The 16,759-nt window shown below is 62.8% G+C and carries 14 protein-coding genes; 10 read left to right on the top strand and 4 right to left on the bottom strand.

What is annotated here, in order from left to right:
* Nucleotides 1-173 precede the first annotated feature (173 nt).
* Nucleotides 174-1,496 (top strand): hypothetical protein, encoded by a 1,323-nt coding sequence (locus tag ACP7D4_RS09315; RefSeq protein ID WP_426103842.1) that lies wholly within the window; start codon nt 174-176, stop codon nt 1,494-1,496.
* A 182-nt stretch (nt 1,497-1,678) separates the two neighbouring features.
* On the opposite strand, the gene ACP7D4_RS09310 is transcribed toward ACP7D4_RS09315, so the two are convergent.
* From ACP7D4_RS09310 to ACP7D4_RS09300, 3 genes are read right to left on the bottom strand one after another with little or no spacing between them, the layout of a single operon-like run.
* Complete coding sequence (locus ACP7D4_RS09310) at nt 1,679-2,254, bottom strand: YceI family protein (RefSeq protein WP_426103841.1); 576 nt, start codon at nt 2,252-2,254, stop codon at nt 1,679-1,681.
* Between the two features lie 25 nt (nt 2,255-2,279).
* Nucleotides 2,280-2,834 (bottom strand): YceI family protein, encoded by a 555-nt coding sequence (locus ACP7D4_RS09305; protein ID WP_426103840.1) that lies wholly within the window; start codon nt 2,832-2,834, stop codon nt 2,280-2,282.
* 20 nt (nt 2,835-2,854) lie between these two features.
* Entirely contained in the window at nt 2,855-3,385 is a 531-nt protein-coding gene (locus ACP7D4_RS09300; RefSeq protein WP_426103839.1) for a cytochrome b, read from the bottom strand.
* A 328-nt stretch (nt 3,386-3,713) separates the two neighbouring features.
* Here ACP7D4_RS09300 and ACP7D4_RS09295 point away from each other — a divergent pair, with 328 nt between their 5' ends.
* The gene (locus ACP7D4_RS09295; RefSeq protein ID WP_426103838.1) at nt 3,714-4,049 is read left to right on the top strand and encodes a TonB-dependent receptor plug domain-containing protein; all 336 of its coding nucleotides are present in this window, start codon (nt 3,714-3,716) and stop codon (nt 4,047-4,049) included.
* A 21-nt stretch (nt 4,050-4,070) separates the two neighbouring features.
* Entirely contained in the window at nt 4,071-5,510 is a 1,440-nt protein-coding gene (locus ACP7D4_RS09290) for a TonB-dependent receptor plug domain-containing protein (RefSeq protein WP_426208773.1), read from the top strand.
* Nucleotides 5,511-5,733: 223 nt separating this feature from the next.
* Here ACP7D4_RS09290 and purB read toward each other — a convergent pair whose 3' ends face one another.
* Nucleotides 5,734-7,113, bottom strand: coding sequence for an adenylosuccinate lyase (purB, locus tag ACP7D4_RS09285; protein ID WP_426208771.1), 1,380 nt, complete (start codon nt 7,111-7,113; stop codon nt 5,734-5,736).
* Nucleotides 7,114-7,290: 177 nt separating this feature from the next.
* Between purB and ACP7D4_RS09280 the strand changes: the two genes are divergently transcribed.
* From ACP7D4_RS09280 to ACP7D4_RS09250, 7 genes are all read left to right on the top strand, one after another.
* Nucleotides 7,291-7,899 (top strand): glutathione S-transferase family protein, encoded by a 609-nt coding sequence (locus ACP7D4_RS09280; protein ID WP_426103836.1) that lies wholly within the window; start codon nt 7,291-7,293, stop codon nt 7,897-7,899.
* Nucleotides 7,900-7,912: 13 nt separating this feature from the next.
* The gene (locus ACP7D4_RS09275) at nt 7,913-8,956 is read left to right on the top strand and encodes a LacI family DNA-binding transcriptional regulator (RefSeq protein ID WP_426208769.1); all 1,044 of its coding nucleotides are present in this window, start codon (nt 7,913-7,915) and stop codon (nt 8,954-8,956) included.
* Nucleotides 8,957-9,227: 271 nt separating this feature from the next.
* Nucleotides 9,228-11,510, top strand: a complete 2,283-nt coding sequence (locus ACP7D4_RS09270; RefSeq protein WP_426103834.1) for a TonB-dependent siderophore receptor — start codon at nt 9,228-9,230, stop codon at nt 11,508-11,510.
* 54 nt (nt 11,511-11,564) lie between these two features.
* Nucleotides 11,565-13,397: an alpha-amylase family glycosyl hydrolase gene (locus tag ACP7D4_RS09265; RefSeq protein WP_426208767.1), complete on the top strand. Its 1,833-nt coding sequence runs from the start codon at nt 11,565-11,567 to the stop codon at nt 13,395-13,397.
* A gap of 16 nt (nt 13,398-13,413) precedes the next feature.
* Entirely contained in the window at nt 13,414-14,382 is a 969-nt protein-coding gene (locus tag ACP7D4_RS09260) for a PfkB family carbohydrate kinase (protein WP_426103832.1), read from the top strand.
* Nucleotides 14,383-14,432: 50 nt separating this feature from the next.
* Complete coding sequence (locus ACP7D4_RS09255) at nt 14,433-15,797, top strand: MFS transporter (RefSeq protein ID WP_426208766.1); 1,365 nt, start codon at nt 14,433-14,435, stop codon at nt 15,795-15,797.
* A complete protein-coding gene (locus ACP7D4_RS09250; RefSeq protein WP_426208764.1) occupies nt 15,763-16,707 on the top strand; it encodes a PfkB family carbohydrate kinase in 945 nt (314 codons plus the stop codon). The genes ACP7D4_RS09255 and ACP7D4_RS09250 overlap by 35 nt, the downstream gene beginning before the upstream one ends.
* Nucleotides 16,708-16,759 lie beyond the last annotated feature (52 nt).

The following is a 16,759-nucleotide window of genomic DNA, read 5'->3' as shown; positions in this document are numbered from 1 at the left end:
CGCATTGTGTTTTTATTATTTTTTTGTTACCTCGGAGAATGTATAAGTTAACGTGCGTCACCGTACGGAAGGTGCTCTACGGTCGATTTATCGTTGCACCACTGGCAAAATATTTCCAGGTTTATCTGCGAGCCCCGCACATGAACATGAATAAAATTCGAAAGGAAATTCCAATGAGCAACTACGACACCACCACCCAAAAAAACGATCGTATGGTTACTGGCCTGTTCCGTGACCGCCAAAGCGCCGAGCGCGCTTACAACGCCGTGGCAGACCGCGGCTACAGCCGTGACGACGTCACCTTGATGATGTCTGACGACACCCGCAAGACCCATTTCAACGATACCGACACGGAGCTGGGCAGCAAAGCTGCCGAAGGCGCAGGCGTCGGCGCCGGCATCGGCGGCACCATTGGCGCAGTGCTGGCCGGCATCGCCGCCGTCGGCACCACGCTGGTACTGCCAGGCATTGGCCTGGTTGTGGCCGGTCCAATCGCAGCGGCACTGGCCGGCGCCGGCGCCGGCGGTCTGGCAGGCGGCCTGGTTGGCGCGCTGATCGGCGCCGGCATTCCTGAAGAGCGCGTCGTGCACTACGAAGAAGGCATCAAGAGCGGCGGCATCCTGATGGGCGTAAATCCACGCAGCGACGACGATGCCATGCATATCGAGCGCAGCTGGACCGACAATGCCGGCGAGCACATCATCGGTACCGGCGTGGGCGCCGCAGGCGGCGCCATGACCGGTGCGGCCATCGGTTCGGTCGCCGGTCCTATCGGTACTGTGGCAGGTGCTGCAATCGGCGGTATCGCCGGCGGCCTGGCAGGCAAGGGTGTGGGCGAAGTTATCAATCCCAAGGCAGGCGACGAACTGCCCGAACACCACTTTGCCAAAGGCATGGGTGCAGGTAGCGGCGCGGCAGCGGGCGCCATGGCCGGTACCGTTGCCGGTCCTATCGGCATGGCGGCGGGCGCTGCCATCGGCGGCTTGGCTGGTGGCTTGGCAGGCAAGGGTGCAGGCGAAGTCGTCAACCCGACCCCGGGCGACGACCTGCATGATCACCACCTCGCCAAAGGCGTGGGCGCCGGCAGCGGCGCGGCAATGGGCGCCGCCGTTGGCGCCGTAGGCGGTCCGGTCGGCATGGCCGTGGGCGCAGGTATCGGCGCCGTTGCGGGCGGCATGGCAGGTCACGCCGCTGGATCGCTGGTCAACCCAGAGGAAGAGTCGGCTTACTGGCGTTCTTCGTACCAGACGGCTCCGTACTATTCGCCAGGCTACACCTACGACGACTACGGTCCTGCCTACGAACTGGGCTACAACAGCCGCGGCCGTTATGTTGGCCAGCAGTTCGATTCAGTAGAAAACGACCTGGGAACCGAATGGGATCGCGTCAAAGGCAGCTCGCGCCTGAACTGGCAGCAAGCCAAGTCCGCTTCGCGTGCGGCGTGGGACAAGGTTGAGCGCGCCATGCCTGGCGACTTCGACCGCGACGGCCGCTAACCAGCACCGCCTGGCAGCAACGCTGCCATCGCAGCCCCAAAAAGCCCCGCTTCCTTAAGGAAAACGGGGCTTTCTTCATCTCCCACCAAAATGTTTCCAAAACCTCCCCCGGGGGAGATGGTTGCGGTATGAAAAAAGCCCCGTGCCTTGCGGCAGCGGGGCTTTCATTATAGTGATTGCGATCAGTTGCTTTTGACGGCTTCGACCTGGATCGCCAGTTTGACTTCCGGCGAGAACATCGGCAAGCCTTTGGTCACGCCAAAGTCGCCGCGGTTGAAGGTGGCACTGGCATCGGCGCCGCACACTTCCTTCTTGAGCATCGGGTGCATCACGCACTTGAATTTATTGATCGTCAGCGTGACTGGCTTGGTGACGCCGTGCAAGGTCAACTCGCCAGCGATCGACGTCGGCGTGTCGCCCGTGAAGGTGATCGTCTTCGACTGGTAAGTCACGTTCGGAAATTTGGCGACGTCGAAAATGTCGTCCTTTTTTGCGTGCGTGTTCATTGCGTCGAGGCCGAAGTCGATCGAGGCGGCATCGATCAGGATGTCGATCGACCCCGTCTTGGCCGCGCGGTCGAGCGTCACGGTGCCGCTGGTCTTCTTGTACTTGCCGCGCCAGACTGACAGGCCCATGTGATCAGCTTCAAAGCTCGGGAAGGTGTGGTTCGGGTCGATGTTGTACGTATCGGCGGCAGCAAAGGCGGTGGCGGCAACGCCGGAGGCCAGCAGTGCAATAAACAGTTGCTTCAGTTTCATGGAATTCCTTTTTTTCGAATGGATGTTACTGCGCCGCAGTGACGCGGAATTTGATGACGACCTCGTCGGCGACTATGCCCGTATCCTTCCAGTCGCCTTCACCGATGTTGTAGGCCAGCCGCTTGATCGGCAGCGCGCCTTCGAACACTTGCTTGCCGGCCTCGGTCTTGACCGTCAAGGGGAAATTTACCTCGGTACTCTTGCCCTTGATCGTCAGCTTGCCGATGACACTGAGCTTGCCGGCGCCGGCCGGCTTGATCGCCGAGGACACGAAGCTCGCCTTTGGATATTGGGCGGAATTGAACCAGTCTTTCTTGGCCACTTCCTTGTTCATGTCGGCGTCCCCCACATCGAGGCTGGCCGTATCGATCTCGACGCTGGCCTTGGCCAGTTCCGGTTTGGCGGCATCATAGTCGATCGCCGCCGCGAACTTTTTGAAGGGGGCCTCAACCGGCACGTTCATCTGCTTGAAGACGGCCGAGACGCGGCTCTTGGCCGGATCGGTCTTGAGCGGAACGGCCCCGGCAACGAGGCTAACGCCAAGCAACGCTGCAAACAATGTGCCACTGTTTCGTTTCATACATTCTCCGGGAGGTGAAATTACGCCTTGGGCAGCATGCGCTTGAGCACGCCGTCGCGGTCGATAAATTGGTGCTTCAGTGCAGCGGCAATGTGGACGCCGACCGCGCCGGCCAGCGTCATGTTGAGCCAGAAATGCACCGCTTGCAGCACCGGCTTGAGTTCTGCGTTTTTCTCGATCAGCACAGGCAGCTTGAACAAGCCGAAATAAACCACCGGGTAGCCTGCCGCCAGCGTGTAGAAATAGCCGGACACGGGCACCGCAAACATCAGCACATACAGCATGCCATGCAAGATATTGGCGCTCGATTTTTGCCACGCGGGCATGCTGGCGGGATAGGCGGGCGCGGGATGGCCGAGGCGCCACAACAGGCGCAATGTGGCGAGCGCAAGGATCGTGACCCCGGTCCATTTGTGCCAGGAGTAATATTTAAGCTTGGCGGGCGACACGGCCATATCAGTCATGAACAGTCCCATGCTGAACGCGCCGATGATCATCAGCGCAACCAGCCAGTGGAAGATGATCGCGACGTTGGTGTAGCGCTGTTGCATTGACGCCTCTAAATTAGTACGTGTTAGAACCAATATACCAAAAAAAACCTGCTTGTGCTTGCCGCGAGAGTAACACGGTTGAAAACGGGCCAACGGGTCTGCTATTGTAAAAATCGGTAAGCGATCTGATCATACTAACCATGCAGTGACGTTTGCCGGGAGACTCTCATGAAAACAGCAATCCTGCGCCTGGCCGTAATGTTGCCGCTGCTGCCGCTGTTGCCGCTGTTGCCACTGCTGGCGCTGCCTGCCCCGCGCGGGCGAACCGGCGTCGCCCGAGATCGCCGACCTGTCAATCGAGGAACTGGCCAACATCCAGATCTACTCGGTGTCCAAAAAAGCCGAGACACTATCGGGCGCCGCCGCCTCGGTGTTCGTCATCACTGCCGACGATATCCGGCGTTCAAACTTCCAAAACCTGGCCGACGTGTTGCACCTGGCGCCCAGCCTGCAAGTGGCGCAGGGCGCCAACGGGGGCTATGCCATCACCGCGCGCGGCCTGAACGGCAGCAACGACAGCGCACCGAACAAGCTGCAAGTGCTGGTGGACGGGCGCTCGGTGTATGCGCCCCTATTTTCGGGTGTGTTCTGGGATGCGCAGGACTTGATGCTCGACGATATCGCGCGCATCGAAGTCATCAGCGGACCCGGCGGCACGCTGTGAGGTGCCAACGCGGTCAATGGCGTGATCAATATTACCACCCGGTCGGCACGCGACATCCAGGGCGCGATGGGCGTTGTGACGGCTGGCGAGCGCGGCTACGACGTGGCGTTTCGCCAGGGCGGCGCGCTGGCCGGCGGCGGCCACTGGCGCGCCTACGGCAAGTATCTTGAGGAACGGCGCACGCAACTGGCGAGCGTCCAAGTGGTCAACGACGCGCGCCAGCAAGCCCAGCGCGGCTTTCGCGCCGACTGGGAGCGCGGCGCCCACCAGTTCAGCGTGCACGGCAACGCCTACCGCGGCCAGGCCGACCAGCCGGAGCCGGGCGCACTGCAAACCGGCGTGCCGCTCGCGCTTGGGCCGATCAATACGGCGGGCGTGAACCTGACCGGACGCTGGAACTATCTGCTGGGCGAGGGCGCCGGCGTCAGCCTGCAAGGCTATCTGGACCATACGCGGCGCGACGTGCCGCCCACCTTTGGCGAGTCGCTCGATATTGCCGACCTGCAGTTCCAGCATGCGTTGGCGGCGATCGGCGCGCATGCTTTGGTGTGGGGCGCGAACTATCGCCGTACCTGGGATGATGTGCGCAACAGCGACTACATTGCCTTTCTGCCCGCCAAGACCAACCAGAACTGGTCCAGCCTGTTTGCGCAGGACGAAGTTACGCTGGGCAAGTCATTGCGCCCGGTGACTGGCGCGCGTATTGAGCGCAATGGGTACACGGGCACGGAATTTTTGCCCACGCTGCGCTTGGCGTGGACCATGGCGCCGGCGCACACGCTGTGGGCCAGCGCCTCGCGCACGGTGCGCGCGCCGTCCAGGCTAGACGCCGACGCCTTTATCCCCGGCAAGCCGCCGTACTTGCTGCGCGGCGGCCCGCGCATCCGTTCCGAAGTGGCCACCGTGTTCGAACTGGGCTACCGCGGCCAGCCGCTGGCCAAGCTGTCGTATTCGATGACGGCGTTTCACCATGATTACGATCATTTGCGCACGCAGGAAGTCGATCCCGGCGGCACCTTTGTCACCTTTGGCAATCTGATGCAAGGCAAGGCGGACGGCATCGAAATGTGGGGCAATTACCAAGCCACGCCGGCATGGCGCCTGAGCGCAGGCTTGATGGCGCTGCACGAGAGCATGACCTTGAAGGCGCTCAGCAATGACGCGGCCGGGCCGGGCACGGTGGGCAAGGATCCGTCCCATACGCTCCAGCTGCGATCGAGTTTCAACCTGGGCGACGACAAAGAGTTTGACCTCATGCTGCGCAAGGTCGGTGCGCTGAGCGAACCGGACGTGCCCGGCTATACGGCGCTCGACGCGCGCTTTGGCTGGCGCTTGCGGCGCGCGGTGGAGTTGTCGGTGTTCGGGCAGAATTTGAACGGCGCGCACGGGGAGTACGGGCCGCTGGCGACCAGGACGCACGTGGGGCGCGCGCTGGGCGTCAAGCTGGTGTGGCAGAGGTAAGGCAACAGCAGGATAGCCGGCGCCACTGGCGCCGATCAGTCCGACATGCCGCTAGGGAAGCACTGATTAATTCATGAGGGCGGACTCGGCCATGAAAAAAGACGCCCTGCGGCGTTGCAAATTCTCGCAATAGCTAGCTATTGCTGCGAATTTGCGCCTTGCCGGCCGCCTTTTTCACTGGCCGATTCCATCCCTCAGAATAAATCAGTGCTTCCCTAGACCATCAAATCTCGCGCGCGAGCTTTTCGGCAATGCCCAGGTAATTTGCCGGCGTCATCGCCAGCAGCAAGTCTTTCGCATCCTGGGGAATGGCCAGCGTGGTGACGAATTCACGCAGCGCATCTTTTGAAATGCCCTTGCCGCGCGTCAGTTCTTTCAACTGTTCGTACGGGTTTTCAATGCCGTAACGGCGCATCACGGTTTGCACCGGCTCGGCCAGCACTTCCCAGTTCGCATCGAGGTCTTGTTCCAGGCGCGCGCGGTTCACTTCCAGCTTGTTCAAGCCGCGCAGGCAGCTGTCGTAAGCCAGCAAGGCGTAGCCCAGGCCCACGCCAATGTTGCGCAGCACGGTCGAGTCGGTCAGGTCGCGCTGCATGCGCGAAACCGGCAATTTTTCGGACATGTGCTTGAGCACGGCATTGGCCAGGCCCAGGTTGCCTTCGGAGTTTTCAAAGTCGATCGGGTTGACCTTGTGCGGCATGGTCGAGGAACCGATTTCGCCGGCCTTGGTCGTCTGCTTGAAGTAACCGAGCGAAATATACGCCCAGATATCGCGGTTCAAGTCCAGCAAGATGGTGTTGGTGCGCGCGAAGGCGTCGAACAGTTCGGCCATGTAATCGTGCGGCTCGATCTGGATCGTGTACGGATTGAACGTCAGGCCCAGGCGCTGCTCGATCACGTTCTTGGAAAAATTCGCCCAGTCGAAACCCGGGTAGGCCGACAGGTGGGCATTGTAGTTGCCGACGGCGCCATTCATTTTGCCCATGATCTCAACGGCGGCAATGCGCTCGATGGCGCGCTTGAGGCGCGCGACGACGTTGGCCATTTCCTTGCCCAGCGTGGTCGGGCTGGCGGTCTGGCCGTGGGTGCGCGAGAGCATCGGAACGGCAGCGTTGTCGCGCGCGATCTGGGTCAGCTTCTCGACCAGGCCCTGCAGGGCCGGCAACATCACCGTGTCGCGCGCCGCCTTGAGCATCATGCCGTGCGAGGTGTTGTTGATGTCTTCCGAGGTGCACGCGAAATGAATGAACTCGGTTGCCGAGAGCAATTCCGGCACGTCCTTGACCTGCTCCTTGAGCCAGTACTCGACCGCTTTGACGTCATGGTTGGTGACCGCTTCGATCGCCTTGATGCGCGCTGCATCGTTCTCGGAAAAATCGGCTGCCATGCGCTCCAGCAAGGCGGTCGCTTCTACGGAGAATGGCTTGATCTCGGCAAAGCCGGCCTGGGACAACGCTTGTAGCCACGAAATCTCGACCTTGACGCGGTGATGCATGAAGCCCGATTCGGACAGGATCGGGCGCAGCTTGTCGGTCTTGGCAGCGTAGCGGCCGTCCAGTGGAGACAGGGCCGACAGCGTGGAGTAGGGGACGGTAGAGGTCATGGAGAGGGCTTTTATGAGGAGGGGAAAAAATGTCGCGCGCGTGCCGCAGAGAGCGCAATTTTACCACCGGCGCCAATGTCAAGCCGATGTTGTGGCCGCACAGCAGCAGCCTGCTTGCCCTCCATGGGCGCGAAACGCGATGCTATACTGTGATCCAATCTTCTATTCAAAGCGTCTATGAAACTCATCGGTTCCCTGGCCAGCCCGTACGTGCGCAAAGTTCGTGTGGTACTGGCCGAAAAAAAGCTCGATTACGGCTATGAAATCGAAAATGTGTGGGGCGCCGAAACAAAAATTCATCTTTCGAATCCGCTGGGCAAGGTTCCTTGCCTGCTGATGGAAGACGGCAGCAGCATGTACGATTCGCGCGTGATCGTCGAGTACCTCGATACGCTCACGCCCGTGTGCAAATTGCTGCTGCCAAATGCGCGTGACCGCGCCGACATCAAGGTCTGGGAAGCATTGGCCGACGGCGTGCTCGACGCTGCAGTGCTGGTGCGCCTGGAAACCACGCTGCGCCCCGACGAGCAGCAAAGCCCGGCCTGGATCGAGCGTCAAATGGGCAAGGTTCACGCGGGGCTGGCCGTCATGTCGGCCAATTTGCGCGAGTCGCCTTTTTGCAAGGGCAACCATTACACGCTGGCCGACATCGCTGTCGGTTGCTGCCTGGGCTGGCTCGATTTCCGCTTCCCCGACATTGCCTGGCGCGACGACTACGCCAATTTGGCCAAGCTGTACGACAAACTGTCCGAGCGCCAGTCGTTCAAAGATACTGTGCCCCAGTAAGGCGGTCGCGGCGATGGGCAGTTCTGAGGAAAGCACCGGCGGGGCGGCACAAAAACGCCTGCAGATGGCCGATATCGCGCGTCTTGCCGGGGTCTCGAAGGCCACCGTGTCGCGCGCGCTCAACCACAGCCCCCTGGTCAACGACGAAACGCGCACCCGCATCCTGGAGCTGGCCGCTTCGCTCAAGTACACCATCAATATCGGCGCGCAAAACCTGCGCCTCAAGCAAAACCGCACCGTCGGCGTGGTCGTGCCGTTTGATTCCGCCACGCGCCAGCATTTGTCTGACCCGTTTTTCCTCAGCATGCTCGGCAGCCTGGCGGACGCGCTCACCGAGCGCGGTTTCGACATGCTGCTCTCGCGCGTCGATGCGCGCCAGATTGACGCTGCGGCGCAACCGTTCGACACCGGGCGCGTGATCGGTATTATCCTGATCGGCCAGTGGCGCCAGCATGACCAACTCAACCAGCTGGCCGCGCGCCATGTGCCGATCGTGGTGTGGGGCGCACAATTGGCGCAACAACTGTACGTCACTGTCGGCGGCGACAACGTCAGCGGCGGCATGCTTGCCACCGAACACTTGCTCAAGCAGGGGCGCAAGCGGATTGCTTTTTTCGGCGACATCAACTTGCCAGAAGTGGCCCAGCGTTACCGCGGCTACAGCGATGCGCTGGGCAAGCATGGACTGCAGGTCGATCCACAACTGTGCGTATCGGTGTCTTTTCTGCCGGAAAGTGGCGCGCATGCCGTCCAGGAAATCGAGCGCCGCGCGCTCGGATACGACGCCATCTTCGCCTGCAGCGATCTGCTGGCCATGACGGCTATTAACGCCCTGCGTGAAGTGGGTAAAAGCGTGCCGCGCGACGTTGCCGTGGTCGGCTATGACGATATTGAACTGTCGACGTACTTCCATCCTCCCTTGACCACGATTCGCCAGCCGATCCGCGCGGCCGGGCACGCGCTGGTCGACGCACTGCTGGCGCTGGTCGACGGGCAAGCGCCCGGTTCGCGCCAGCTTCCAACCGAATTAATCGTGCGCGCCACTGCCGGCGGTTAAATAGCTTTTTGGCGCGCTGAAATCGGTTGCAAGTCGTTCCTCGGCTCATCTCATTTTTCTTGCACTCCCGGCGCGCCGACGCCAATTCGCGCGCGTTAGCCTGATTTTCCTCCCTTGTCGCCCTCTTTTTGACCTCAAATTCTCATTTTAGCAACAAGGATGCAATCGATTGCATAAACCGCGCATCTGTTCCATACTTGATTCGTCTTGTACCTAAACCAACTATAACCGCCGACATGCAGTACGGCGGCAACCCACCGGAGGAGAGCACATGAATTTCCCAGTCAAACGCATGGCGGCGGCAGTGTCCGTCGCACTGTTGCATATGGGCGGCGCCGCTGCCCAGCAAGCCCCTACAACCGACGCGCCGGTCGCGGACGGACTGAACATGGAGCGCATCGTCGTCACCGGCAGCACCGGCGGCACTTCCAAGATGAAGTCGAGCGTCTCGCTGAGCACAATGAGTCTGGAGTCGATCCAGAACGGTGCGCCGACCAGCGCTGCGGAAGTGCTGCGCTCCATCCCGGGCGTGCGCTCGGAGTCGTCGGGCGGTGAAGGCAACGCCAACATCACGGTGCGCGGCGTGCCAATCTCGGCCGGCGGCGCGCGCTATGTACAGATCCAGGAAGATGGGCTGCCGGTGTTGCAGTCGGGCGACTTCAACTTCATTACGCCGGATGCGTATGTCAAGATCGACGGCGGTCTCGACCGCCTGGAAGTGGTGCGCGGCGGTTCGGCCTCCACCCTGGCCAGCAATTCGCCGGGCGGCATCATCAACTTCATCAGCAAAAATGGCGCTGAAAAGGGCGGCAGCGTCGGCATCACCACAGGTCTCGACTACCATTCCACGCGTTTTGACGCCGACTTTGGCGGCGCACTGTCGGCCAAGACCCGCTATTTCGTGGCCGGCTTTTACCGCAGCGGCGAAGGCGTGCGCAACACCGGCATGCACACCGAAAAAGGTGGCCAGATCCGCGCCAATATCACCCATGAATTCGAAAACGGCTTTGTACGCCTGTCGCTCAAACACCTCAACGACCAGACCCCGACTGCCTTGCCGGTGCCGGTCAGCGTGACCAATCAACAGGTGTCGGCATTGCCCGGCATCGATCCGCGCACCGCCACGTTCTATTCGCCGTACTGGGTGCGCGACGTCTCGCTCGGCAAGGGCAACAACGCCGTCACGAGCGACGTCAACGACGGCCTAGCGGTCAAGAGCAACACCATCGGCCTAGAAGCGTCGCTGCGCTTTGGCGAGGGCTGGACCTTGAGCGAAAACTTCCGCCACGCCAACAATTCGGGCCGCTTCGTCGGTGTATTCCCGGGCAATAACGGCGCCGTCGGCAGCTACAAATTTGCTACCGGACCGAACGCAGGTCAAGCCTATAACGGCCGCGCTTTTTCCGCCGTTGTGTTCAATACCGCGATCGACGACGCTGGCGCTACCTTCAACGATGCCAAGCTGGCCAAGACGTTCGCTGCCGGCAGCGCCAAGGTCACTGCCACCGGCGGCCTGTACGCCTCCACCCAAAACCTCGCGCTGACCTGGAACTTCAATGAGTACCTGATGCAGGCCAGCGGCGACCGGCCAGCCTTGCTGCAAACTGCCAGCAGCACGCCTGGCCTGGTGGGGCCAGCCTTCGGTGGCTGCTGCTCGCGCGCCGTCGACATGCAGTACAAGCTGCTTTCGCCCTACGTCAACGTCGGCTTCGAGCAGGGTCCGGTCAATGTCGACGCCAGCGTGCGGCATGACCGCCAAAGCGCCTCCGGCACGGCCAATATTGCAACGCGGGGCATTCGCTACGACCCGGCCACGCTGCAGTCGGTGGATTACGAGCTCGGTCACACCTCGTATTCGGTCGGCGGCAACTACCGTGTTTCGCCAAGCGTGGCGCTGTTCGCCCGCGTCAGCGACGGCGTCTCGTTCAACGCCGACCGCATCCTGTTCGGTACCCCGCTCGACGGCAGCGTGCCGATTAGTCTGAACACCGTGCGCCAGCTCGAAGGCGGCGTGAAGTGGCGGCGCGGTGGCATCAGCAGTTTTGTGACGCTGTTCCAGGCCCGGACCAAGGAAACCAACTTCGAAGCGACAACCCAGAAAACGACGGCCAACAGCTACCGCGCCAAGGGCGTGGAGATCGAGGCGGCGTACAACGCGGGACCGCTGCGGATCATGGGCGGCGTGACCCTCACCGACGCCGAGATCACCGCTACCGCGCCCGGCGCCGAAGCGGTCATCGGCAACACGCCGCGGCGCCAGGCAAAAACCGTGTACCAGGTCTCGCCAAGCTACACGATCGGGGACGTCAGCTTCGGCGCGTCGGTGATTGGCACCGGCAAGGCGTGGGCCGACGACGCCCATACCATCAATATGCGCGCCTACGCCGCCGTCAACGGCTACCTGAATTATCAGTTCTCGCAGCGCGTGCTGGTGGCATTCAGCGCGAACAACCTGTTCAACCAGACCGGCTATACCGAGGTTGAAGGCGACGGCCATGCGGCGCGTTCGATTGGCGGCCGTTCGGTCAAGGCGACGCTGAAGTACTCGTTTTAATCCGACCCGCACGGCCGCCGCGCGCGGCCGTGCCTTACCTGATGCGATTTTTCCATGACACTATCCAATGCACACGCGCGCATGCTCAGCGCGCTGCCCGAGCGCCTTCGCGCGGCCGCCTCGCAGCGTTTTTCCGAGCGTGAGGAAGCCTTGCGCGAGCACCTGGCAGCGCTGTACGGAGCAGATCCCGCGCTCGACGCCTGGTTCAGCACCTTGATGGAGACGATCGGACGCCTGCACGGGCAGCGTCCCGCCGCGCTGCACGCGCTGGACGCGGCGCGCAGCGCCGAACCTGGCTGGTTCACCCGCCAGAGCATGCTTGGCTACAGCGCCTACGTGCCGCAGTTCGGCGGCACCTTGCGCGGCGTGATCGGCCGCATCGAACACCTGCGCGAACTCGGTGTGACCTACCTGCACTTGCTGCCCTTCCTGCGCCCGCGCGCCGGCGAGAACGATGGCGGTTTTGCCGTCGCCAGCTTCGATGAGGTCGATCCGGCGCTGGGCAGCACCGACGACTTGCTGGCGCTCACTGCGGCGTTGCGCGAAGCGGGCATCAGCCTGTGCTCGGATCTGGTGCTCAACCACGTGGCCGACGACCATCCGTGGGCGCTGGGCGCTGCAGCCGGCGATCCGGCGCTGCGCCAGTTCTTTCATATATTTCCCGACCAGAGCGTCCCTGAGCGTTACGAACAGGTGCTCGGCCAAGTCTTCCCGCAAGCTGCCCCCGGCAATTTCACGTATGTCGACGCCGTCCAAGGCTGGGTCTGGACTACCTTCTATCCGTTCCAGTGGGACCTGAACTACGCCAACCCGGCTGTGCTGGGCGAGATGGTGCTCGCCTTGCTGCGCCTTGCCAACCGCGGCGTGGAAGTGTTTCGGCTCGATTCCACCGCCTTTCTCTGGAAGCGGGAAGGCAGCAGCTGCATGAATCAGCCCGAGGCGCATCAGTTGCTGCAAGTGATACGCGCGCTGGTCGACATTGCCGCGCCGGGCGTGCTGCTCAAGGCGGAAGCCATTGTCCCCACGCGCGCGCTGCCGGCCTACTTCGGGAGCGGCGCGCAGCGCGAGTGCCACCTGGCGTACCACAGCACCCTGATGACGGCCGGTTGGGCGGCGCTGGCCGAGCAGGACACCGCGCTGCTGCAAGCGGTGATCGACGCCACCCCGGCGCTGCCGCCGGAGGCGAGCTGGCTGACCTATGTGCGCTGCCACGACGATATTGGCTGGAACGTGCTGCGCGCGGAAGCCGGTGACGACGCGCGCCTGGCGTCCATCGCACGCTTTTATGCCGACGGCGACAGTTTCGCCGCCGGCGTCGCCTTTCAGACCAGCGGCACGCGCGCCGTGCACGGCACCAACGGCAGCGCCGCGGCGCTGGCCGGCATCGAGACCGCGATCAACGCTGAACAGCGTGAACTGGGCGTGCGCCGTCTGCTACTGCTGTACGCTCTGGCGCTGTCGTTCGGCGGCCTGCCGGTGCTATACATGGGCGACGAACTGGGCATGCAGAACGACCACACCTATCTTCTGGACGCCTCGCGTGCGCACGACACGCGCTGGGTCCAGCGCGCCCCTTTTGACGAACGGCTTTTTGCCGAACGCGCCGACGCCAGCGCTGTGACGGGTGAGCTGTACCGGCGCCTGGGCGAACTGATCGCCGCCCGCCGTCGCCTGCCCGCGCTGGCGGCCGACGCGCCGCGCAGCGTGCTGGCGGCCGCGGACCCGGCCTTGCTGGCGCTGGCGCGCGGCGAGCGCTTCCTGAGCTTGTCCAACTTTTCCGGCCTGCCGCTCGTGGTCAGCCTCGCCGCTCTGCAGGCCGGCGCCTGGCCTGGCTACGCCGATCAGGTGGTGCTGCAACCGTGGGCCATGCTGTGGCTCGAACGCTAACCTGAGGCGCGCATCGATGACAAATTCACTTACCCCGACGCCTGGCGTCAAAGCGGACACGGGGCCGTTGCTGGTATTTGGCGAAGCGCTGGTTGACGACTTCGTCACCGAGCAAGTGGTGGGCGGCGCCCCCTTCAATGTGGCGCGCAGCCTTGCCGCCTTCGGCCTGGCGCCGCTGCTCATTACCCGCACCGGCAATGACCCGGCCGGCGCGCTGGTGCGCGCCGAGTTCGCGCGCTTCGGCATGCGCCAGGATGGCCTCCAGCTTGACGCGGCCGAGCCGACCGGGCGCGTGCTGGTCGAGCGCGCGCACGGCGAGCACCGCTTTGTCATTCTCCCCAACCAGGCGTACGACCATATCGACGCGGCAGCCGCACTGGCCGCCGTTGCCGGGCCGCCGCCCGCCACCATTTACTTTGGTACCTTGGCACAGCGCTGCGAGACTTCGCGCGGTGCGCTGCGCGCGCTGCTGGCAGCGAGCACGGCGAGCTGCTACCTTGACCTGAATGTGCGCGAAGGGCAGGTGACGGAGCGCTGCGTGTTCGAGTCCCTGCACCTGGCCGACATTGTCAAGGTCAACGAGGACGAGTTGCGCAACCTGTTCGGCTGGTACACGCATACCCGCCACGCCACGCAGCATATGGACAGCGTGGCAGTACGCAGCGCATGCGCCACGCTGATCCGCACGTTTTCGCTGCAAGGCTTGATCGTCACGCTCGGCCCGCGCGGCGCGGTGTACTTTGGCGCCGACGGCGCCGTCGTCACCGCGCACGACACTGCGGGGCCGGCTCGCTTGGTCGACACGGTCGGCGCGGGCGACGCGTTTTCTGCCGTATTTCTGCTTGGGCAGGCGCGCGGCTGGCCGCTGGACACCACGCTCACGCGCGCCAATGCATTTGCCGGCGCGGTGTGCGGCATCCGTGGCGCGGTCCCGGCCGATCTGGCATTCTATGAGCCGTGGCTGTCGCGCTGGCTTGTTGATTGAACCTTCGCTGAACCTTCGCTGAACCTTCGCTGAACCTTCGAAAGCACATCATGGCGCTTCACAAGCCGCACCTCACGTTCTGGCAGATAGTCAACATGAACATCGGATTTTTCGGGATCCAGTTCAGCTTTGGCCTGCAGCAAAGCAGCATGAGTCCGATCTACAAATACCTTGGCGCGGATGAGGCAAGCTTGCCGTACCTGTGGCTGGCCGGGCCGGTGACGGGGCTGATCGTGCAGCCGATCATCGGCGCCATGAGCGACCGCACGCTCACGCGCTGGGGGCGGCGCACGCCGTACTTTTTGATCGGCGCCATTTTGTGCAGTATCGGGCTGCTGTTCATGCCGTTCAGCTCCACCTTGTGGATGGCCGCCAGCCTGCTGTGGATACTCGACGCGGCCAATAATGTGACGATGGAGCCGTACCGCGCTTTTGTCAGCGACAAGCTGGCTCCGGACCAGCATTCGTTGGGCTTTCTCACGCAAAGCGCCTTTACCGGTCTTGGGCAGACGCTCGCTTACCTGACGCCCTCGCTGCTGGTGCTGTGCGGGATGAGCCAGCACGCGGTCAACGCCAGCAACATACCGCACATTGTGATCGCGGCCTTTATCATCGGCGCGGTGTTCTCGATTACCACCGTGCTGTGGACGCTCAAAACGACGGCCGAGCATCCCTTGTCGGCACGGGAAATTGCCACCATCAAGGCCAAGCCGCCGGGATGGCGCCACACCCTTGGCGACATCGCCAGCGCCGTGCGCGAAATGCCGCCGACGATGCGCCAGCTGGCGCTGGTCAAACTGTTCCAGTGGTACGCCATGTTCTGCTACTGGCAATACATCTCGTTGTCGGTGGCGAGCACCATCTACGGCACCACCGATCCGGCCACCGACGGCTTTCGCGACGCGGGACTGCTCAACGGGCAGATCGGCGCCTTCTATAACTTTGTCGCCTTCATTGCCGCTTTTGCACTGGTGCCGTTCACCCGTCGCTACGGCCCCAAGTACATGCATAGCGTGTGTTTGGCGCTGGCCGGTCTGGGCATGCTCTGGATTCCGCACATCCATAGCAGTGCGCTGCTGTTTGTGCCGATGATCGGCATCGGGCTGGCGTGGGCCAGTATCATGGGCAACCCGTACGTGATGCTGGCCGGGAGCATTCCTGCCGAGCGTACGGGCGTCTACATGGGCATCTTCAATATGTTCATCGTGATCCCGATGATCATCCAGATTTTCACGCTGCCGCTGTACTATCGCAGTCTGCTTGGCGGTCAACCGGGGAACGTTATAATGCTCGCCGGAGTCCTCATGCTGTGCGCGGCGCTGGCCGTCCTGCGCGTGAAGGTCAAAGGGCAAAGTGGTAGCGACGCCGGGGAGCATGCTGATGACAACCGTGGTATTCGGGGAAGCGCTGGTTGACGATTTCGTGACCGAACAAGTGGTCGGCGGCGCGCCTTTCAACGTGGCGCGCCACCTGGCCGCGTTCCTGTCGCCGCAGCTGATGATCACGCGCATCGGCAACGACAGGAACGGCGCGGTGGTGCATGCCCAATTCGAGCGCTTTGCCATGTCGGACGCGGGCTTGCAGATCGATAAAATGGAAGAGACTGGACGCGTCATTGTCGAGCGCGGCACGCGCGGGCACCGCTTCACGATTTTGCCGGGGCAAGCGTACGACTTCATCAATCCGGAACAGGCATTGTCCGCGATCGACATGGTCGAGCCGGCAGCACTGTACTTCGGCACGTTGGCGCAGCGCGGGCCGCGCTCGCGCGACACCTTGCACGCCTTGCTCGATGCCACCGACGCCACCCGCTTTCTCGACCTCAATCTGCGTGCAGGGCAATTCGACGAACGCTGCGTCTTCCACTCGCTGCACGCGGCCGATATTGCCAAGGTCAACGAAGAAGAATTGCAACATCTGTTCGGCTGGTATGTCGATGTGCGGCCCGCGACGAGCGCGACGAGCGCGACGAGCGCGACGCCGATGCCGGCCGGTGAGGTCCGTGCCGCTTGCGCAGCCCTGGTGCAGATGTTTGCGCTGCAAGGGTTGATCGTCACGCTTGGGCACCGCGGCTCCGTGTACTTTGGCGCCGATGGCCATATCGTCGCCAACCGCGACAATCCGGCGCCGCCTTTTGTGATTGACAGCGTCGGGGCGGGCGATGCCTTTGCGGCTATTTTCTTGCTGGGGCGCTCGCGCGGCTGGCCGCTCGAGCGCACGCTGGCGCGCGCCAACGAGTTTGCCGGCGCCATCTGCGCCGTGCCCGGCGCCGTGCCGCGCGACCTGGCGTTCTACGACAAATGGGAAAGCCTCTGGCGCGCTTAGGCAGCACGGCGCTGGCGCCGGATGTATGCACAAAGTTGACTTGCCGGCGCGA

Origin of the sequence: Massilia sp. TWP1-3-3 (genome assembly GCF_049897805.1) — a bacterium.
Lineage (GTDB): Bacteria > Pseudomonadota > Gammaproteobacteria > Burkholderiales > Burkholderiaceae_D > Telluria_A.
Note: the sequence above shows the minus strand (reverse complement) of the source record. Positions and strands in the feature narration are given on the sequence as shown.